Here is a 19,797-nt window from a genome sequence, read left to right on the forward strand (position 1 = left end):
CCCGGCGCCTTCCCGTTTAAGAAAGCGGCAGCCTGAGAGTGATCTCGGTGGGCCCTCCCCGGGGCGAGGAAATCTCCAGCGTCCCGTCAACGTTCGCGGCGCGGGCCCTGAGTCCCTCGATGCCGCTTCCGGCTGCCGGGTCCACTCCCCCGACACCGTCGTCAAGCACGCTGAGCACCAGCTGCTTCCCGTGGCCGGCGGTGGCGACCTTCAGGGTGACGCGCGTGCCTGAGGAGTGCTTGGCCGCGTTGTTCAGCAGTTCCGCGGCGCAGAAGTACGCGATGGCCTCGATCGCCGGGCTGGGGCGGGAAGCCAGCGAATAGGTCAGGGACACGGGCATCGGGGCCGCCGCAACCAGCGATTCCAACGCCGTGTCCAGGCCATCGTTGATGACGGCGGGCCGGATGCCGCTGGCCAGGCCGCGCAGGTCGTTCAACGCATCGGTTGCCGTTCCCTGCGCGCCCGCCAGCAGCGCCTTGATGTTTTCCGGGATGTCTTCACCGGCCAAACGGTCCCTGGCATCCCCCAATTTCATGGCAATGGCCACGAGCTGGGCCTGGGTTCCGTCATGCAGGTCGCGTTCGATCTGCGCCAGCCGGGCGTCGGCGTCCTGCACCGTATGGCTGCGTCTTTCCTCAAGGCTTTTCACCCGCAACTGCGCCTCGGTGGGACCCAGCAATCCGGCGGCCAGACTACCCTGCAGGCGCGCCAGGCCGTTGTTGATCGCGGGCCACAACAGAAAAGTGAACAACACACCGACGGCCGCGTACACCAGGTTCCAGGTCGGGCCCTCGGCGTAGATGTCGGAACCGATGCTCGTTCCACGTTGCCAGCTCCCGCCCTTCGCCTGCATCAGGGGAAGCCACTGCACCCAGTACCAGTAGGTCAGGCAGCCCAGGCCCGCAACAAGAAAGGTGATGCTCAGCAGCGAGGCAACCAGTGTTGTCGCGAAGCCGGCCAGCATATGCGCCAGGGCGCGCCAACCGCTCGCGTCGCCCAACCCGGAGCGGATGAAGCCCATGAATCCCGGGCGCCTCACCAACCTTGGCGGAGCGTCGATGTGCCGGTCCAGCAACGACCCGGTGAGGGCCCTCTGCAGCCGGCCCCAGGATCGGGCACCCATGAGCATGGCCGCGGCAACGCTTAGCCCGATCACTGTCACCAGGAGGGATGCACCCAGCGATATCGTCAGGATGGCATAGGTGAATCCAAAGGGAGCAAGGAACAGCATGGCCCAGTGGTAGGCAAAGGCTCGCCAGGTTTTTTTCTTGAAGAATGCGGGCACGAACTTCTGGTCCTTTTCAAGCATGGAGCGGGGTGACTCGGTTTCTGGAAATGTTGGCCTCATGGAGCTCATGGAATATCCGTCCAGGGGCGATGCAAGCGCATTCCTGTTCATGCTCTCCAGCATTCTACGGAAAATGGGTTGGCGACATGGGGCATCCCACCCTTTCGCATGGGGGGATATCCCCCGTTTTTCACGTTTGTCCACGCCGGACGCACGACTTCGCCGAACCCAGGGGCACGGAAAAGAACCGGTCCTGAACCGTCGGCTGCGCGGGCGCCAACCAAGGTTAGAGCCTTAACCTTGGTTGGCGCCGCCCTTATCCAAGGTTGAGACCGTACGAATCCCAGGGCACGTCGGAACCACCATCAAGCCTGGGGGTGCAAAACAGCGACACGATATGCGTAGAAGCCCCCTGCCCGGAGCATCGGCGAACACCGCGAGGACCTGTTGACGCCAAATGTGCTAGCCCATCTGTCCAAACGCGGCCTGCTGGGCTCCTGAAGCCCGTTGTCAACCCCCTAGCTACTTGTCGGCAAGCCGGGCTAGCATCTAGTCATGGAACCCAGAGTGAATCTCAGCAAGTCCGATCCTGCTGCGTATGCGGCGCTGTTGGCCATGAACAAGGCCGCCAGCGACTCCGCCGACGCCGCAGGAATTGATCCCAAGCTTCGCGAGCTGCTCAAGGTGCGGGCCTCGCAAATCAATGGCTGCACCTATTGCCTGCGCATGCATACCCGCGATGCCCTTGAGCTCGGGGAAAGCACCGACCGGCTGGCAGTGGTCTCGGCGTGGGCCGATTCCGAGTACTTCACCGCTGTGGAACGCGCGGCCCTTGCGTTGTGCGAATCCATCACGATGATCTCGGTGGACCACGTCCCGCATGGGGTGTACACCATGGCCCGGGCGGTGCTGTCCGACGAGCAGATCTCGGCCGTCGCCTGGCTGAGCGCGGCGATCAACATGTTCAACCGGGTCGCGATCACTTCCCGTTACCCGGTCAAGCCCTAGTTGCTTCCCTGCGTCTGCAGGTAGGTGACCACCGCCATGACCCGGCGGTGGTCCTGCGGGGCCACGGGCAGCTCGAGCTTGGCCAGGATGTTTCCCACGTGCGTCTCCACGGTGCGTTCGGTCAGCCAGAGCCGCTGGGCAATGCCCAGGTTGGTGCGCCCCTCGGCCATCAGCGCCAACACCTCGCGCTCACGCGCGGTCAGTGCCTCGACGCGGCGGTTGGTGCGTGCGGCTCCGATGAGTTCAACAACCATTTCCGGGTCCAGTGCCGTGGCGCCCTGGCGCACCCGGCGCAGGGTTTCGAGGAATTCGTTCACATCCAGGACCCGGTCCTTGAGCAGGTAGGCGAAGTACCCGCCGGGGACCAGCCGCGCGGTGTGCGTGGTTTCCATGTGCTGGGACAACAGCACGATGCCCATCCGGGGGAACTCGCCGCGCAGCAGCACCGCCGCGCGCGCCCCGTCGTCGGTGAGGTCCGGGGGCATGCGCACGTCGCAGACCAGCACGTCCGGTTCCAGGGCCCGAGTCCGCGCCAATGCGGCCGCGGCATTCCCGACCGCGGCAACCACCTCGTGTCCCGCATCCTCCAAAAGGTTCGAGAGCCCCTGGCGAAAGAGCGCGGAGTCCTCGGCGATCACTATGCGCATGGCAGCACCGCCTCGATGACGGTGCCGCGGCCGTCTTGGCTGCGCACGTTTATTGATCCGCCCAACGCCCCGACCCTGTCGGCCAGACCCGCCAGTCCCCCGCCCGGGGTGCGCGTGGCCCCGCCGCGGCCGTCGTCGCTCACGCTCAGGCGGACCGATTCGCCTTCCCGTCCAAGCCTGACGGTGATGCGCCGGGCCCCGGCATGCTTGACGGCGTTGTGCACCGCCTCGGCGGCCACGAAGTAGGCGGTGGCTCCCACGAGCTCCGGGACAATGCCCAGGGAATCCCCGATCCGCAGCTGCACAGGCGTCGGGGAGCGGCCGCTGAGTTGCCGCAGCGCAGCTTCTAGGCCTTCGTCCAGGGCACTGGGCCTGATGCCGTGGGCGATCTGCCGCAATTCGGCCACGGCTGTGCCTAGCTCGGCCACCGATTCGTCGAGCATCCCGCGCAGGGCCTGCTCGCGTGGCGGCAGCTGCCGCTGGATCAGGCGAAGCGCCATGCCCAGGGCCACCAACCGTTGCTGGGCGCCGTCGTGCAGGTCTCGCTCGAGGCGCTTGCGTTCGTGGTGGGCGGCCAGCAGGATCCGGATGCGGCTGGCTTCCACCTCGGCCAACGCCGTAGAGAGCTCCATTTGTTGCCTGCCCATCTCAACCATCAACGCCAGCGCCTTCATGGTCTCCGTGTTGAACACCCTCCCACGTCCCGGTCCGGGAACAACCACCCCCGCGATCCGGCCGGCCAAGGCAACGGGGATCCCGGTCTCGGACCTCACCGGGCGGCCCTGCGCGTCTCGAAAACCGTTCCCCGTGGACACCGCATACCCAACCCGCAAGGCGGGGTCGGATGTCGAGGCACGCAACGTTTTTTCGAGGTCCGCAGGCAGCGCCGCATGGGTGAAGACCTGGTTTTCGAAATCTTTCAGCGCGTCGATGAGTCGCTCGTGTTCGGCGTAGACGATGCGACCGATCAGGTGCTGGATGCGTGGCCGCAATGCCGCCAGGGCCAGCGTTCCGGCTGCGGCACCTGCCACGAGCAGTGCAGTGGAAGTCCTGGATTCGATCCCCGGCCAAAGCGCGAGCAACACTGCCAGCATCACGACAGCGCCCAGCACCGCAAGTAGGCCCAGTGCCGAGACGAGCATGCGACCGGCATCAAAGAGGTCCTCGCGAAGGATTGCCACGGCAATGGCCGCGGGGATGAACAGGTACATGGCCGCCAGCCCGATCATCACAATCGATTCGTTGCCGTTCACGAGGTAGCCGACCCAGCACAGCAGCAGCGTCGAGGGCACGCTGGCACCTGCCACCGCCAACCAACGGATCTGGTTCCGGCCGACGCCATCGGCGTGCTTGAACCGCTTGGCCAGATGAGCCACACTGAGCGCCAACAACGCAAGGAAGACCGGGAGCAGCCCCACGGCGGCCAGGTCGGCACCGGGCATCGGAGCCAGCCCGCGGTGCATGTCCTGGAACGCATCCCCATAGGGTTCGGTGCTCAAGGCCGCAAAAAAACCGAAACTCACGACCACGGCGCCCAGCCCGATCGCCAGCTTCCGGGCACCTTTGTCCTCGAGGCGGCCGGAGGGAAACACCAGGAGCATCAGGGCCCACGGCAGGTAGAGGAGCATCCATCCGCCCTGTGTCGATGAGATCCATAGTCCATTGACCGGGAGTTTGCCGGTTTCCTGCGCGGCCGCGAGATAGGTGTCGCTGCATCCCACGGCAAGTATCACCAGCCCTGCACCGCTTAACAGCGCACCTACTCCTTGTTTCGGGAACCGCACGGTGATCAGGTATCCGAGGATGAGCGAGGGCAGGGACATGACGATGCACATTCCCAGCCAGCCGGCGGCCGACGCATCCACGCCCGCCGTCAGCGCCCATGCGGCCGTCGCCAGCGACATTGCCGCCAGCGGAAGCACCGCAATAGACACCGCACGGGCCAATCCCATGCGCCCAGCATAAGCCCGGAGTCTGTCCGGAGCCCTCCGTGCCAGCACCGAGGTTTTTCGGGTGTCCTCCACGATTTGCAGTCGAAGGAAACAGCCCATGCTGGTGGCCAGGCGGACGAAACCATCGCCGCCTGCCGATGAAAGGAAACGCCATGACACGGATGAACGAGCTGCGCGGGGAGGCACCCTCACTCGTTGCGGTGCGGGACCTGCGCACCATGTGGCGGATTGCCGCTGCCCTGGTCATTACCCTTGGCCCCTTGAGCATCCTGGTGATCCGGGCCGTCATGCCCTATTGGACCACCGACTCCCCCGCTTCGATAGTTTCCCAGTCCCTGGCGCATCAGACGACGCTGGATTTCATGGTGTGGTCCGGGCTCTTTTTCACCCCGGTGCTGCTGCTCAGTGTTGCGGCGATCGCGTATGTGGCCCGCCGGGATTCACCCGTTTTGGCGACCATCGGCGGCGGGCTCGGTTTTATCGGGTGGAGCATGGGCGCGACCACGGTGAACATGGACTATCTGGTTTCCCAAATGGGAGCCAGCGGGTTTGATCAATCGACCATTACGCTCATTGGTGATGCGCTCCAAAACAGCACCTTCGCTGCCGTGGGTGGGATCATCTGGCTCATCGGTCACATTTTGGGCATGATACTCACAGGAATTGCCCTGGGTCGGGCGGGGATCATCAATTGGTGGGTCGCCGGCGCCCTGATGGTTTCCCAACCGTTCCATTTCATTGCGGCCGTCATTGTTCCCAGCAGGCTACTGGATGTGACGCTCGGCTGGGGGCTGACGACAGTTGCCAGCGCCTTTGTCAGCGTGGCAATCCTGCGCATGGCCAACGACCAATGGGATCTGGGGCCCGCGGCCAGGATTCGATCAACCCGCTGAGGGGAAAACCACAAACACGGATCGCCTCGGCGTCCATGGTGCAGAAGATGCCCCGTGGACGCCGAGGCGATCCTATGCCTGCAGCTCATGCCGGCGGAGGCGCAGCTCCCGCTGGGCCCCGCGCAACACTGAACCCTCGAAGGGCAGAGCGGCTAGGTCGATGGTGGCGGCAGCCTTGAGCGCGAGCCGGTTTGCCGATGCTGCGGCCCTGGTCGGCAATCCGAGGGAGTCGGCGAATTGGGCCCAATGCCGGGCCTTGAGGTTCTTCAGTTTTCCCGCAATCGGAAGTGCCGTGGTTTCATCGCCGTAGAGCATGGTGCAGGGCAGGTCATGCATGGGCGAGATCTCGAAACCGCCGCCCTGCCTTCCCAGCACGGCCAGATTCTTGGCATGAAGGTCACCGTTGCCGGTCAGCCAGCCAAAGGCAAATTGCAGGTACAGGTTTCGGCGGGCCACCACGGGGGCAATACACAAGCGGGCCAGGGCAAATGCAAGGTCTTCGGCCGCCACACCGTACTTCGCGGCCGGGGGCAGGCCCATGACCTGCGTTCCGTCCTCGAGGGCCATCCGGTGCCAGTGGCCGTCGGTTCCCTTACGGCGGTCGAACCTCTCGACCAGCAGGCCGGCCAGTCCGTGCTTGTCATGGATGATCCGGTTGCCCACCACCGGGAGGTTCAGGTTTCTTGCCCCGGCCAGGTGCGCGGCCTCGTTGGCCACCAGATGGGGGTCCTGCGCGGGATCGAGCTTGAGCAGATAGCGTCGGCCCCGCGTCGCCAACGGCGTGGTGGGCATCGAGGCGCTCGCCTTGTCCTGGACCCCGGGAAGTGCGTGCAGGTCCACCGAGTTCGCCAGGACGGCGAAGTCCAGGTCTTCCGGCGTCGAGGTGTCCGCCAGCGCCTCTGGTTCGGCGGGAACGTCCCCCGCGGGAACCACCTGTACGTCGCCCGGGACATCGGCACCCACGGCGAGCAGCAAGGTCAGTTCGTCGTCGAAGCTGGTCTTGGTCGCATTCTTCAACACCGTCAGCCGGTGTCCCTCGGGAAGCAGCCCCGCAAAGAACGCGGGACGGGCACCATTGGGCGTCTCGACCGCGGCGTTTTCCAGCGGAAGGGAAAAGGCCACCGGCGCCTTGCCGCCGGCCAGGTAGCTGTCCAGGTAGCCGAAGCGGATGCCCCCGGCAGCCGTTCGGGTCAGCTCCCCCGCGTGGACACCGTTCTTGTAGACGTCGGCACCCTCGATGAACCTGAGCCGTTGGAGGTCCGGGGTCATCGACCGACGCCAATCTTGAGCCCCAGCACGTTGAGGACGGAGGCCACGGCGCGCAGGGACGGATTGCCGGTGGCGGTTTCCAGCGCGCGCACGGTCCGTTCGGAGACCTCGGCCAAGTCGGCCAGTTTCCCTTGGGTCAACCCGGCGTCCTTGCGGGCCCGGCGGATCTCCAGCGCCAGTGCAGATACGGTGTCCATGACACTTCTTGCACCGGCAAGATAATGCCGTTCTTGATGCTTCATCATCCCTTGATCCATGGAAAACCCGCTTTCGGCAAGATCTTGCCGAAAGCGGGTTTCTGGATGGGATGCACCCGCCGGAAGACGGCTGGTCGGCAACTTGTTGCCGGTTCGGTGGCTACCCGTTCGGGCGCTGCGGCAGGTACTGCACCGCCCACTTGTTGCCGTCCGGATCGGCGAAGTACACGAAGTGCCCCCACGGCTGGATGTCGACGTCGCTGACGTCCACGCCGTTGGCCTTGAGCTGGTCGTGGGCCTTGTGGATGTCGCTGACCACCATCTGCAGACTCGGCGCCGTCCCGGGGGCCGCGTCGTTCAGGCCCTCGCCGATGGTGATGGAGCAGGCGGATCCCGGCGGGGTCAGCTGGACGAAGCGGATTGACTCGGTGGGCCGCTCGTCGTAGTCGGCGTTGAACCCGACCTTGTTCACATAGAAATCCTTGGCGCGGTCCACATCGGACACGGGGACAAATACCAGTTCCAGTTTCCAGTCCATGCCGCCCACGCTACTGCCGCAGCAAGACCCGCGTAAAGGGGTTGCGGGGGCCGTCCCGCTCCCGGGGCGCACCCCCGCACAGGGGGAGGGAGGCACACGCCCCGGTCCGCTATTCGGGCATCAGGTCCCTGGCCCGGAAGCGCCAGAACCCGATCGTGGCCAGCACCAGGGCGACGACACCCAGGACCACCAGGGGCAGCAGGGCGAAGTCCTCGGCCGCGAGCCGCGGGACCGCCCCGAACGGGGTCGCCTTGATGACGTCCTCGGACAGGGAAAGCAATCCGCCGAACATCGCGGCCATGACCGAGAGCCCGTAGACCGCCCACGCGATGCCGGTGCTGGGCCGCGGGATGAATCCCTGGCAGAAGAGCAGCACCCCCAGCATCAGCAGCACCGCAGGCCAGTAGGCGAACGAGGCGGCGGCCATGGCCCCGCCGGTCGCCGCACCCTGGGACGAGACGCCGGTGAGGTAGCCGCCGACCAGCAGCATCACCGCGGAGCCGATCCCTGCCACCAGGACGTGCGCCCACAGCCAGCCGAAGCGTGAGAGCGATCCGGCCAGCTGGCTCTCCAGCCGCCCGCTTTCCTCCTCGCTGCGTGCCCCGGCCAGCGCCTGGACGGCGAACGCCCCGGCCAGCAGCCCGTTGAAGAGCACGAAGATGCCCATCACCCCGTCAAGCATGTCGTTCCCGGCCCCCACGAAGGACTTGGCGAACGGGTTGCTGGGGTCCAACACCGAGGTCATGGCCCTGGCGACCGACCCGAAGAAGAGCCCCGCAACCACCGCGCCCAGGAACCAGCCGACCAGCGAGCTGCGTTGCAGCCGCAGCGCCAGGCCCAGCGGGTTGGCCAGCAGCGCCGAGGCGGTTGCCGGGCCGGGCCGCTCGGGCAGGATGCCGGAGCCCAGGTCGCGCCGGGTGCCCAGGCGCAGCGCCAGCGCGCAGCCGAGCACCGCCAGGCCCAGCAGGGCCAGCAGCGGCCACCAGTTGTTCTCCCCGAAGGAGCGCATGTTCTGCGCCCAGCCAATGGGCGAGAACCAGCTCAGTGCGCTCGGGTCGGTGCCGTTGGCCTGCAGGTCGGCACCCGCGCGGATGAAGTAGAAGAGCGCCAGCAGCGCCACGGCCAGGGAGTTTGCCCCGCGGCTGGTGGTCGAGAGCTGGCCGCAGATCGCCGAGATCGCCACGAAAGCCAGCCCGGTGCCGGCGATGGAGGCACCCATGGTCCATGATCCGTCGCTCGGCAGCTTCAGGCCCAGGCACAGCAGGGAGATCAGCAAGCCGGTGAGGACGGACAGCGCCCCGGCCACCAGGTAGTTCGCCACCGAGTAGGCGTGCCGCCCCAGCGCGGCCGAACGCAGCAGCTCGGTGCGCCCGGTTTCCTCGTCGGCCCGTCCGTTGCGGGTGACCAGGAAGATCGAGGCGAAGCCCAATGCCACGGCCAGGGTCATCCAGATCTTGATGACCAGGATGCCGCCGAGCGAACCTGCCGCGTAGGGCAGGCCGGTCATGGCCGCCACGGCCGGGGTGTTGGCCACCTGGGCGTAGGCGTCGCGGGACGCCTGGGTCGGGAAGGCCTCCTGCTGGGAGCCGTAGACGATCGGGATCATCACCGCCAGCACCGCCGCCCAGATCAGCAGCCGCAGCCAGTTGCGGCGCAGGATGAATTTCACGGCCGTGCCCACCCCGGCCAGGTAACCGGTGGAGACGGAGGTTCCCCGTGCGGCGCGGCCCAGGACCGTTGTGCTGCTCATCGCGCACCGCCCGCTGCCGCGTGGGCGTGGCGCCCGGGCCTGGCGGCTGCCGGCTGGAGCGGAAGCCCTCCGTAGTGGCGCAGGAACAGGTCCTCGAGCGACGGCGGGGTCGAGACCAGGGAGCGGGGCGAGTACCCGGAAAGCGCCTCGAGCACGCCGCCCAGGTCTTCCTCGCCGACGGTGAAGGTGGCCTTGGGCCCGTCGAGGACCAGGTCGCTGATGCCCGGGACCGTGGCAAGCGCGGAGGTGTTTCCGGCCAGCAGCACCGAGACGGTGGTGCGGTGCAGGTGGCGCAGCGCCTCGAGGCGCCCGGCCTCCACCGTCTGGCCCTCGCGGATGATGGTGACGGTGTCGCAGAGCTTCTCGACCTCCGCGAAGATGTGGCTGGAGAGCAGCACGCTGCGGCCCTCGGCCTTCACCTCGCGGATGCAGGCGGTGAAGACCTGTTCCATCAGCGGGTCAAGGCCGGATGTCGGCTCGTCCAGCAGCAGCAGCTCGGCATCCGAGGCCAGGGCCGCGACCAGGGCGACCTTCTGCCGGTTGCCCTTGGAGTAGCTGCGGGCCTTCTTGGTGGGGTCAAGGTCGAAGCGTTCGAGCAGCTCGTCGCGCTTGGCGGCATCCACTCCCCCGCGCAGGGCCGCCAGGATGCCGATGGCCTGGCCGCCGGTGAGGTTGGGCCACAGGGCCACCTCGCCGGGCACGTAGGCGATGCGCCGGTGCAGGGCCACGGCATCGTCCCACGGATCCCCGCCAAGCATCTTCACGCTGCCCGAATCGGCTCGCAGCAACCCGAGCAGGATGCGGATGGTGGTCGATTTGCCGGACCCGTTGGGCCCGAGGAATCCGGCGACCTCTCCGGCCTCGACGTGCAGATCCAGTCCAGCCAGGGCCACGGTGCGCCCGAAATGCTTGTGCAGGTCGCTCACCGAGATGGCCGGGGTGTTGGTGGACATGGTTTTCTCCTTACCGATTCACGGGTTCTCCCGCGAGGCCCGCGGGCGGGTTCTTGGTTCCGGCCAGGAAGGCCAGGTATTCATCGAGGTACTCCCGGCTGGTGAACAGCCCCTCGGTGTACAGCTCGAGGGTTGGCAGCACTGCCTCGGCGTAGTAGCGTTCCATCACCGCGCCGAAGTCGTCCAGCGGCATCCCGGGACACATGGCGAAGCTGACCACCATGGCCCCGATCGATTGCTGGACCAGGAAGCGCACGCGCGCCTCCTCGTCGCGGCTGGGAACAATGATTCCCCGCTCCACGGCGTCACGGGAGAATTCCAGGGCCTCGGCGACCATGTGCTCGATGAAGTCCTTTCCCGCGTCCCCTCCCTCGCGGACCGAGCGCAGGATGTATACCAGCAGGATCCCGCCCTCGCGCGAGGACGGGAACTGGGCGAAGAGCTGCCGGGGCGAGGCCTTGAGGCTTTCGTTCTTCAGTGCGCGGTAGCGTGCAAGCACCGTGGCGTCGCATTCGGCGCGCAGCGCTTCCTTGGACCCGAAGTGGTGGCGGACCAGGCCGGCGCTGACCTGGGCGCGGGCCGCAATGGCGCGCAGGGATTCGTCGAACCCGTGCGCCGCGAAGCACTCGATGGCGGCGTCGCGCAGCCGGGCCCGTCCGGTCAGATCCTCACGGGCTGTACTCATGTATAGGAGACTACTCGCGTGTATAGCGCTCGGCAATAGGTCCAAGGTCCCGATTTTTCATCGTCGCCCCTCGGTTTTTCCGCGGGTGTTCAGCGGATTCGCGGCAGTGCCGGACCGCCGGACCAAAGTGCCGCTGGCTGATCCGGCGGTGCGGATACCTGTTGCCGATGGCCGGGGCAGCTTGGAGGAATTTGTCGCCTCTGGCTTGCGCTGCAATGAACAGTGCCATATCGGTTCGAGTGGCGCCCCAACCGATGTTGTCCCTGCCGAAGGGCCTTGCCCTGACGGTGCCGATGGCGTCCCATCCCCTGGGCACGATCAAACGTCGAGTGGTCGAATGGTTCCACCCGGGCCCCGTTCGGTGGCCGTCCAGCTCATGCGAATCATTTCCTGATCGGCGCGGGAAAATAGGAGCAGTGCTGTCCAGCCCGCCATCCGCAGATCCTGTCCCCCTCGGGTTGCGACCTTAACCGAAGGCCACATCGCAGGCGGCATCTCGGAAGCCGGCAACCCCGGCGCCAGCGGCGCAAACGCCGATGACTCGAAAATTCAATCCATTGCCATACTCCTTGGCAAACTGAAAAGCCGTTGACAATCCAGGCTGGGTCATAGGCATGCACTTCCTCATTCCCCGGACGGGTTTGCTCAGGAGCCTCCGGCGTAGGCGGGCACGGAGGCCTTTTCCAGACGAACGACAACGGACTTGGACACCGGGGTATTGGAGCCTTCCGCCGTGGCGTCCAAGGAGACAAGCACGTTGGCTTCGGGGAAGTACGCGGCCACGCAGCCGCGCGCGGTGGGGTAGCCGATGATGCGCTGCTGGCGCAGGACCCGGTCGATGCCGTCGGGCGACTCGCTGTGGATGTCCACGTAGCTGCCGTCGGCGATGCCGAGTTCGGCCAGGTCGCCCGGGTTCACGAACAGGACGTGCCGGCCCTTCTTCACGCCCCGGTACCTGTCGTTGAGGGTGTACATGGTGGTGTTGAACTGGTCGTGGGCGCGGACTGACTGCAGCAGCAACCGGCCCTTGGGGACCTTCACGGTTTCCAGCTCGCTGACCGTGAAGACGGCCTTGCCGGAGGGCGTGGGGAACGTGCGGCTGTCGCGCGGCGGGTGCGGCAGGACGAAGCCGCCCGGGCGGCGGACCTTGGCATTGTAGTCCTCGCAGTCCTCGCAGACGCGGCCGATGTGTTCGCGGATGGTGTCGTAGTCGGCCTCGAATCCGGCCCAGTTGATGGGGTGGTCCCGGCCCAGGACGGCCCGGGCCAGTCGGCTGACGATGGCCATCTCGGAGAGCAGGTTCGGTCCGACCGGCTCCACCTTTCCGTGCGAGGCGTGCACGGCACACACGGTGTCCTCGACGGTGACGAACTGTTCACCGGATGCCTGCCGGTCGATTTCGGTCCGGCCCATGGTGGGCAGGATCAGGGCCTTCTGCCCGGTAAATGCGTGGGAGCGGTTCAGCTTGGTGGACACCTGGACCGTGAGCTTCATCTTTTGCAGGGCGGCCTCGGCCACGGAGGTGTCGGAGATTGCGCCGACCAGGTTCCCGCCCATGGCGAAGAGCACCTTGAGCTTGCCATCCCGCATGGCGCGGATGCTCTGAACCGCGTCGACCCCGTTTTCCCGCGGCGGATCGAAATTGAACTCCTTGCCCAGTGCGTCCAGGAAGGCAGGCGGCATCTGCTCCCAGATACCCATGGTCCGGTCGCCCTGGACATTGCTGTGTCCACGGATGGGCGACGGGCCGGCACCGGGCTTTCCGATGTTGCCGCGCAGCAGAAGCAGGTTGATGATCTCCTTGATGGTGGGCACGGCCTTTTTGTGCTGGGTCAGGCCCATGGCCCAGGTGACAATGACCTTGTCCGCCTTCAGGTAGCGGGCAGCGAGCTCGTCGATTTCCGCCGTCCGCAGTCCGGTGGCGGCCAACACGGCGGCATCGTCGAGCTCGGCGATGTGGGTCCGGTATTCGTCCAGGCCCTGGCAGCATTCCTCCAGGAACGTGTGGTCCAGGACGGCGCCGGGTGCCGCGTCTTCGGCGGCAAAGACCCGCTTGGCCAGGGCCTGCATCAGGGCCATGTCTCCGGCCAGCCGGATCTGCAGGAACTGGTCGGCCAGATCGATGCCCTTGCCGACCAGCCCGCGGGGCTTCTGCGGGTTCCTGAAGTTGATCAGGCCGGCTTCGGGCAGCGGGTTGACGGCCACGATCTGGGCACCGGCGAGCTTGGCTTCCTCCAGCGCCGTCAGCATCCGCGGATGGCAGGTGCCAGGGTTCTGCCCCATGATGATGATCAGGTCCGACTTTGCAAAGTCTTCATAGGAGATCGCGCTCTTGCCCACCCCGATGGTCTCCCCCATGGCGAGTCCCGTTGACTCGTGGCACATGTTGGAGCAGTCCGGCAGGTTGTTGGTGCCGAAGGCTCGGGCAAACAACTGGTACTGGAAGGCCGTCTCGTTGCTGGTGCGGCCGCTGGTATAGAACGCCGCCTCGTTCGGGGAATCGAGGGCGTTCAGCTCACCGGCCACCAGCCGGAACGCGTTGTCCCAACTGATGGGCTGGTAATGGTCCGAACCAGCCGGCTTGTAGACCGGATCGACCAGCCGTCCCTGCTGGCCCAGCCAGTACTCGCTGCGCCCCCGCATGGAGGAAACCGAATTGGCTTCCCAGAATTCCCGCGGCACCGTCAGCAGCCCCGCTTCCCACGTCACCGCCTTGGCTCCGTTTTCGCAGAACTCGGCCGTCTTGCGGTGCGGCGGATCCGGCCAGGCACAGCTCATGCAGTCGAAGCCGTCCTTCTGGTTCATTGCCAGCAGGGTTTTCGCGGATCGCACGGGGCCCATGGCTGAAAGCGCCTGGGGAAGGGATTCGGTGAGGCCATGAAGCCCGGCTGCCGCCCGGGCGGGCCGGCCGACCTTCATCTCGGCGTCCGAGTCATCCTGGACCGGGGGCTTGCTGCTCATGGCACACAACCTTTGCTTGAAGAATCGACTCTCCGGAATGAAGGGTGTGTCCGGTCAATCCGGTTCCACGCCCGGTGTCGTGTGCGTTGCCCCCACACGCACGACGCTGGGCGCTCACTGGCAGGTATGACCGTTCTAACATCGCTGCATGGCAAAGGCAACATGACCATCCCCTGACGTGCCTTACACGGGCGGCTTCCCGTCGCAACAGCCAGGCAATCCCCCTCGGGAAACCGTGCATCCGCGCACCCCTTGCCGGCCCGGATGAAGGAATCCCGTCCTCAGCCGCCGATGTAGTTCATCTCGATCTTTTTCATGCCCGGCTTGCTCACGCCGGGCGTTCTGGCACTGCGCAGTTCCGAGTACCTGTCCGCCCGGGCGCCCCACAGGACCGCGAGTGCATTGGCCAGGTCTTCGTCCGTGGCACCGGCGCGGAGCAGCGCCCGCAGGTCGGTGCCCCGGGTGGCGAACAGGCAGGTAAACAGCTTGCCGTCGGCGGAGAGCCGCGCCCGGGTGCATCCGCCGCAGAAGGCACGGGTAACACTGGAGATCGCGCCGATCTCCCCGGCGCCGTCCACATACCGCCAGCGCTGGGCGGTCTCGCCCGGGTAGTTTGCCTCCAGCGGCTCCAGCGGAAACACGCTGCCGATCCGTTCAACCACCTCCGCGCTCGGCACGACCTGGTCCATCTTCCAGCCGTTGGAGGTTCCCACGTCCATGTATTCAATGAAGCGCAGGATGAATCCGGTGCCCCGGAAGTGCCGGGCCATGTCAACGATGCTGTCATCGTTCAGGCCCCTCTTGACCACCATGTTGACCTTCACCGGGCCCAGACCCGCGGCTTGGGCGGCGTCGATTGCGTGCAGGACTTTCGCCACGGGGTAGTCGACGTCGTTCATGGCCTGGAAGACGGCCTCGTCCAGGGAATCCAGCGACACCGTGACCCGGTCCAGGCCGGCGGCCTTGAGTGCCTCCGCCTTCTGCGCAAGGACGGAGCCGTTGGTGGTCATGGCGAGGTCGGGCGGTTCGCCGCCGGGCGTGCGCAGTGCGGCGAGCATGGCGACCAGGTCCTCGATGCCGCGGCGCAGCAGCGGCTCGCCACCGGTCAGCCGGATCTTGCGCACGCCGTGGTCCATGGAGATCCGTGCCAGCGTGGTGATCTCCTCGAAGGTGAGCAGCTGGTCGTGTGGCATGAACACGAAGTCGCGGCCGAAGATTTCCTTGGGCATGCAGTAGACGCAGCGGAAATTGCAGCGGTCCGTGACGGATATCCGCAGGTCCCGCAACGGGCGCTGCAGCGTATCGGTCATCTGTGGGGCAGCCATTGTTCAACCTCCAACACGGGTCCGGACCTTGGCCGGCACCCTGTTTCCACCATAGGCCTGCACGAAGCTGACGTCGAGGATTGGGCGGGCGAGTGCGGCGGCGGCCGCCCCTGGCAACAAGGACCACAATGGGCAGCTCCCCAACACGTTCCAGGACCTGAAAGCCCACGCTTTGGCCGTTCGTCGGTGGCACCACCCCGCCGCCGTGCCCATTCCCGGGATCGGTGCCGGCCGGAATCGCCAATTGAACACGGTCTTTGCCTTCACCCGAAGAGGCCAGCCGGTTTCGGGGAGAGGTTTCGGCCTCGTTGGCCAAGATGCTGGCGAAGCGGTTGGCTTCGCGCCCGGAGAGCACCGGGAGGCCGCGGCGCGGGTGGCCTTCGACCCGGGCCGCGGGGGTGATGGGTGCGGGCACGATCATAAGGGGAAGCACTCCCGCCGGTTCCTTGCCCGCCTCGGGGTTGCCTTTTTCCGTCCGCCCCGGTCGACCGGCTTTTCGCATCAATCCAGGGGTTGCCCGTCGGTGCGTTCAGGCACCCAGGTAGCCGCGGGTGTCCAGGTCCTCGGCGGCCATGCGCGCGGCCAGGGATTTCTCCGCCTCCCGCACCGGCCTGGCGGCGGGGGAACCGAAGCTCTCGTTGCGGGCGCGTGCGGGGTCGGCCAGGTGGCCGGGGTCCGGCAGCGCGGATTTGTCCGACAGGTCCCAGGCGTCCAGCGCCTGCAGGCTGATCCCGCGCGGTCCGGTGCGCCGGGTGAGCCCGTGGATCAGCAGCAGCCGGGTGGAGAAGAGCAGCGGCCCGCAACGCTGCTGGGCCTCGTGGAAGAACGTGGCATCGACGCAGCCGGTGCCGTCGTCAACCGAGATGAACACGACCCGCCGCCCGCCGCGCATCGGCGGGGTCTGGGTGGCAACGCGCACCCCGGCCACCAGGACCTCGGTGCCGTTGCGCATGCCCAGCAGGTCCGCGGAGTGCGACACGCCCAGGGACCGCAACAGCGGGGCGTGGGATTCCATCAGGTGGGCGGTGACATCCAGGCTCATCAGGTCCAGTTCGGTGCGCACCACCTCGTCCAGCGGCGTTGGCGCCGCCCCGATGGCCATGTTGGCAAGGTCCAGGTCCCCCAGCGGCAACGACAGCTGCCCGGGGATCGGCCGATGGCGCTGCGGCAGCGCCCTGCCCGCCGGTGCCCGCAGGTGCTCGATGAGGTCGGCCCGGTTCCCGCGCCCGGTGCGCGCCTGCAGCGAATCGAAGGCGCCCAGTGCCGCGAAGTGGTTCAGCGAGGTGCGGGTCAGCCCGGAGCGGGCGCGCACATCGGCGATCGAGTCGTAGGGCTGCCCGGCCGCCACCCGGGCGATCTCGCGCTCGGAGACCGAGCGGATCCCGCGCAGCGAGAGCCTGATCCCGTACCGCCCCGGCGGCGCCGCCCCCGCGGCCCGCGGGACCACCGGAAGCTGTGCGGGGGGCAGCAGCCCGTCAAGCCTTTCCACCTTGTAGCCGGGCGCGGAGCGGTTGATGTCCAGCGGCAGGATCGCGATGCCCATGCGCCGGGCCTCGGCGACCAGCAGCCGCTTGGGGTACATGCCCGGGTCGTGTTCCCAGATCCCGGCCAGGAAGGCCTCCGGGTGGTGGGCCTTGAGCCAGGCCGAGTGGTAGGTGGGCACGGCGAAGGCGGCCCCGTGGGCCTTGCAGAACCCGAAGGAGCCGAAGGCCGCCAGCGTGTGCCATACCTCGTCGATGACTTCCAGCGAGTAGCCGCGGCCCAGCGCCCGGGAGCGGAAGAGCGCCTCGACCGCGGGTTCGGCGTGCGGGTTTCCCAGCAGCCGGCGGTAGACATCGGCCTGGGCCAGCCCGCAGCCGGTCATCTTGTCGAAGATCCGCAGCACCTGTTCGTGGAAGACGGTGACCCCGTGGGTCTCGGCGAGCGCCGGCGCCAGGTCTGGGTGGGGGTATTTTTCGGGTGCGAAGCCGTGGCGGTTTTCCAGGTAGGGCTTGACCATGTTGGATTTCATGGGTCCGGGGCGGAAGAGGGAGATGTCGATGATGAGGTCGTTGAATTCGCGCGGGGCGAGTTTGCCGATGAGTTCGCGTTGTCCGGGTGATTCGATCTGGAAGCAGCCCAGGGTGTGGGTGGAGCGGATGAGTTCGAAGGTGGGTTCGTCGTCCAGCGGGACCAGGGCGAGGTCGATGGCTCCGTTGGGCTGGATGTAGCCGGGGATTTCCCCGGGCTTGGCTCCCCGGTGTCCGCCTGCCTTGGCGACTGCCTGTGCGTCGGGGTGCAGGCGCTGGATTTCCTCCAGTGCGTAGGTGATGGCCGATTGCATGCGCACCCCCAGGACGTCGAGCTTGAGCATGCCCATGGGGTCCATGTCGTGTTTGTCGAATTGGCTCATGGGCAGGGAGATGCCGCTGGGTTCGACGGGGGTGCGGTCGCGCAGGTGTGCGTCGGAGAGGATGACGCCGCAGGGGTGCATGGAGATGTGGCGGGGCAGCCGGTCGAGGCGTTCGGTGAGGTCCACGAGCAGGTCGAGTTGTTTTTCGGTGCCGAGGCGGTCGGCGAAGGGTGCGAGTTCGGGTTTTTCCGCCAGGGCTTCGCGGAAGGAGGAGGCGGAGAAGCGCCAGAGTTGCTTGGCGATCGTATCGATGTCTTCTTCCTCCATGCCCAGGGCGGCTCCGGCGTCGCGCACCGCCCCCCGGGCGCGGTAGCCGTTTTGCATGCTCATGAGGCTGACGCGGTCGGCTCCGAAGCGCTCGAAGATCTTGTGGTAGATCTCGTGGCGCCTGGCGGATTCGACGTCGATGTCGATGTCGGGCAGGGTGGCGCGGTCGCGGGAGAGGAAGCGTTCGAAGAGCAGGTCGTGGGCCAGGGGGTTTACCTGGCTGATGCCGATGAGGTAGTTGACCAGTGAGGAGGCTCCGGACCCCCGGGCGGCGGAGCGTATCCCCAGGCGGGTGATCATGGAGCTGACTTCGGCAACGGTGAGGAAGTAGGGGGCGAAGCCGAGGTCGGCGATGGTGGACAGCTCGGCCTCCAGGCGGTGGCGCATCGCGGGGTCGTTGGCCTGGGCGGGGATGAGGCGGGTGATGCCTGCCTCGGCGCGGGAGGCGAGTTCGTTTTCGGGGTTGCCGGTGATGCCGATGATGTGGGCCTCGGGGACCACGGGGATCGACCATCCGGTGTCGGGGACCGGGTCAAGGCGTGCCCAGTCGGCGAGCGCTGCGGTGTTGCGCAGCAGTGTGGCGGCCACGGAGGTGTCGGAGGCGGCGCGGGCGATTTCGGTGGCGAGGTGGTGCATGTGTTCGGCGGGTTTGAGCCAGCCCTGTCCGTTGGGCTGGATGTCGTTGAGGGTTGCCAGGGAGGACAGGGCTCGTGCGGAGTCCAGGACGTCGGCGGTTGCCGCTCCGTCGGGGTCCGCGTAGCGCACGGCGTTGGTCAGTACGGGGACGATGCCCGTGTCGGTGGCGCAGCGCAGCATGCGGATGGCGTGTGCGGTGCTGAGCTTCTCCCCCGGGCTGTTCAGGTGCGTGGTGATCTCCACCCGCAGGGCGCTTGCCCCCAGCAGGGAGCGCCAGGTGCGCAACAGGGTGCGGGCCTGGGTGTAGTGGCGGTGTCCGGTGGCCAGGCCGATGTCTGAGCCCGGTCCCAGCAGGATGGTGAGCAGCGCTTCCCCGTCGGGGCCCAGTGCGTGGGTGGCCAGTTCCTCGCGGGTGATCCCCACGGCGGGCTTGGCGACCCCGGCGGGTGTGGTGGGTTGGTGTGCCGCGGTGACCAGGTGGCAGAGGGCGGCGTATCCGGCTCCGTTGCTGTGCCCCCTGGCCAGGGCGACGACGCGTCCGGCGGTGCGCATCGGCGGTGGCTTGCCGTGGGGGGCGGGGCGGGGTGCGGGTTCGAGGATGGCCAAATCCACCCCGAGGATGGGGTCGATGCCGTTGGTGATGCAGGCCTTGAGGTGCTTGACGCTTCCGTAGAGTCCGTCGCGGTCGGTGATGGCCAGGGCGTCCGCGCCGTCGGCGAGCGCCGCGGCGACCAGGTCCTTGGGCCAGGAGACCCCGTAGTGTGCGCTGAAGGCGGAGGCGACGTGCAGGTGGGTGAAGCCCATGGTGCCTGCCACTCCCCTTGTCCCGCGGCGCGTCCCGGTCCCCCGGCGGGTTGCGCCTGCGGGCACGTGCCTTGGTGGTCCTCGTTGCCGGGGTTCGTGTGGCTGGGCGAGGAGGGGACGAATTCATTCTATTAGAACATGCGTTCTAATCAAGTCCCGTGGCCGGCCCGCGCGGAGGACTCCCGGTCATCGGGGCACCCTTCCCGACGCTGACCTGCGGCGGGAAGCTGTG

Annotated in this window: 14 protein-coding genes; 2 read left to right on the forward strand and 12 right to left on the reverse strand. The window is 67.0% G+C overall.

Annotated features, from left to right (window positions below; translation table 11 throughout):
- Window positions 1-16: 16 nt before the first annotated feature.
- Complete coding sequence (locus J2T21_RS08790; RefSeq protein ID WP_307580534.1) at window positions 17-1,399, reverse strand: sensor histidine kinase; 1,383 nt, start codon at window positions 1,397-1,399, stop codon at window positions 17-19.
- Window positions 1,400-1,843: 444 nt separating this feature from the next.
- Here J2T21_RS08790 and J2T21_RS08795 point away from each other — a divergent pair, with 444 nt between their 5' ends.
- Window positions 1,844-2,296, forward strand: a complete 453-nt coding sequence (locus J2T21_RS08795) for a carboxymuconolactone decarboxylase family protein (protein ID WP_307580536.1) — start codon at window positions 1,844-1,846, stop codon at window positions 2,294-2,296.
- Here the strand turns inward: J2T21_RS08795 and J2T21_RS08800 are convergent.
- Both J2T21_RS08800 and J2T21_RS08805 read right to left on the reverse strand, forming a co-directional pair.
- On the reverse strand, window positions 2,293-2,943 hold the full coding sequence (locus J2T21_RS08800; protein WP_209908054.1) for a response regulator: 651 nt from the start codon (window positions 2,941-2,943) through the stop codon (window positions 2,293-2,295). The two genes, J2T21_RS08795 and J2T21_RS08800, sit on opposite strands and share 4 nt — an antisense overlap.
- Entirely contained in the window at window positions 2,934-4,895 is a 1,962-nt protein-coding gene (locus J2T21_RS08805; RefSeq protein WP_307580538.1) for a sensor histidine kinase, read from the reverse strand. The genes J2T21_RS08800 and J2T21_RS08805 overlap by 10 nt, the downstream gene beginning before the upstream one ends.
- A 152-nt stretch (window positions 4,896-5,047) precedes the next feature.
- Here J2T21_RS08805 and J2T21_RS08810 point away from each other — a divergent pair, with 152 nt between their 5' ends.
- The gene (locus J2T21_RS08810) at window positions 5,048-5,788 is read left to right on the forward strand and encodes a hypothetical protein (RefSeq protein WP_307580540.1); all 741 of its coding nucleotides are present in this window, start codon (window positions 5,048-5,050) and stop codon (window positions 5,786-5,788) included.
- A 72-nt stretch (window positions 5,789-5,860) separates the two neighbouring features.
- Here the strand turns inward: J2T21_RS08810 and J2T21_RS08815 are convergent, their stop codons facing one another.
- The 9 genes from J2T21_RS08815 to J2T21_RS08855 form a co-directional block, all read right to left on the reverse strand.
- Window positions 5,861-7,057 carry a type II toxin-antitoxin system HipA family toxin gene (locus tag J2T21_RS08815; RefSeq protein WP_307580542.1) on the reverse strand — a complete coding sequence of 399 codons (1,197 nt, stop codon included), beginning with the start codon at window positions 7,055-7,057 and terminating at the stop codon, window positions 5,861-5,863.
- Window positions 7,054-7,254, reverse strand: coding sequence for a helix-turn-helix transcriptional regulator (locus J2T21_RS08820; protein WP_307580544.1), 201 nt, complete (start codon window positions 7,252-7,254; stop codon window positions 7,054-7,056). The genes J2T21_RS08815 and J2T21_RS08820 overlap by 4 nt, the downstream gene beginning before the upstream one ends.
- Before the next feature lie 160 nt (window positions 7,255-7,414).
- Window positions 7,415-7,792 carry a glyoxalase superfamily protein gene (locus tag J2T21_RS08825; protein WP_209908062.1) on the reverse strand — a complete coding sequence of 126 codons (378 nt, stop codon included), beginning with the start codon at window positions 7,790-7,792 and terminating at the stop codon, window positions 7,415-7,417.
- 109 nt (window positions 7,793-7,901) lie between these two features.
- Entirely contained in the window at window positions 7,902-9,542 is a 1,641-nt protein-coding gene (locus tag J2T21_RS08830; RefSeq protein WP_307580546.1) for an ABC transporter permease, read from the reverse strand.
- On the reverse strand, window positions 9,539-10,495 hold the full coding sequence (locus tag J2T21_RS08835) for an ABC transporter ATP-binding protein (RefSeq protein WP_307580548.1): 957 nt from the start codon (window positions 10,493-10,495) through the stop codon (window positions 9,539-9,541). Before J2T21_RS08835 ends, J2T21_RS08830 begins: the two co-directional genes overlap by 4 nt.
- A gap of 10 nt (window positions 10,496-10,505) precedes the next feature.
- Window positions 10,506-11,180, reverse strand: a complete 675-nt coding sequence (locus J2T21_RS08840; RefSeq protein WP_307580550.1) for a TetR/AcrR family transcriptional regulator — start codon at window positions 11,178-11,180, stop codon at window positions 10,506-10,508.
- Window positions 11,181-11,825: 645 nt separating this feature from the next.
- A complete protein-coding gene (locus tag J2T21_RS08845) occupies window positions 11,826-14,141 on the reverse strand; it encodes an FdhF/YdeP family oxidoreductase (protein ID WP_307580552.1) in 2,316 nt (771 codons plus the stop codon).
- A 281-nt stretch (window positions 14,142-14,422) separates the two neighbouring features.
- Window positions 14,423-15,466 carry a GTP 3',8-cyclase MoaA gene (gene moaA, locus J2T21_RS08850; protein ID WP_307580554.1) on the reverse strand — a complete coding sequence of 348 codons (1,044 nt, stop codon included), beginning with the start codon at window positions 15,464-15,466 and terminating at the stop codon, window positions 14,423-14,425.
- Window positions 15,467-15,995: 529 nt separating this feature from the next.
- Complete coding sequence (locus tag J2T21_RS08855; RefSeq protein ID WP_307580948.1) at window positions 15,996-19,565, reverse strand: DNA polymerase III subunit alpha; 3,570 nt, start codon at window positions 19,563-19,565, stop codon at window positions 15,996-15,998.
- Between the last annotated feature and the right edge of the window lie 232 nt (window positions 19,566-19,797).

Source organism: Paeniglutamicibacter psychrophenolicus, from assembly GCF_030812255.1.
In the GTDB taxonomy this organism is placed as follows: domain Bacteria; phylum Actinomycetota; class Actinomycetes; order Actinomycetales; family Micrococcaceae; genus Paeniglutamicibacter; species Paeniglutamicibacter psychrophenolicus_A.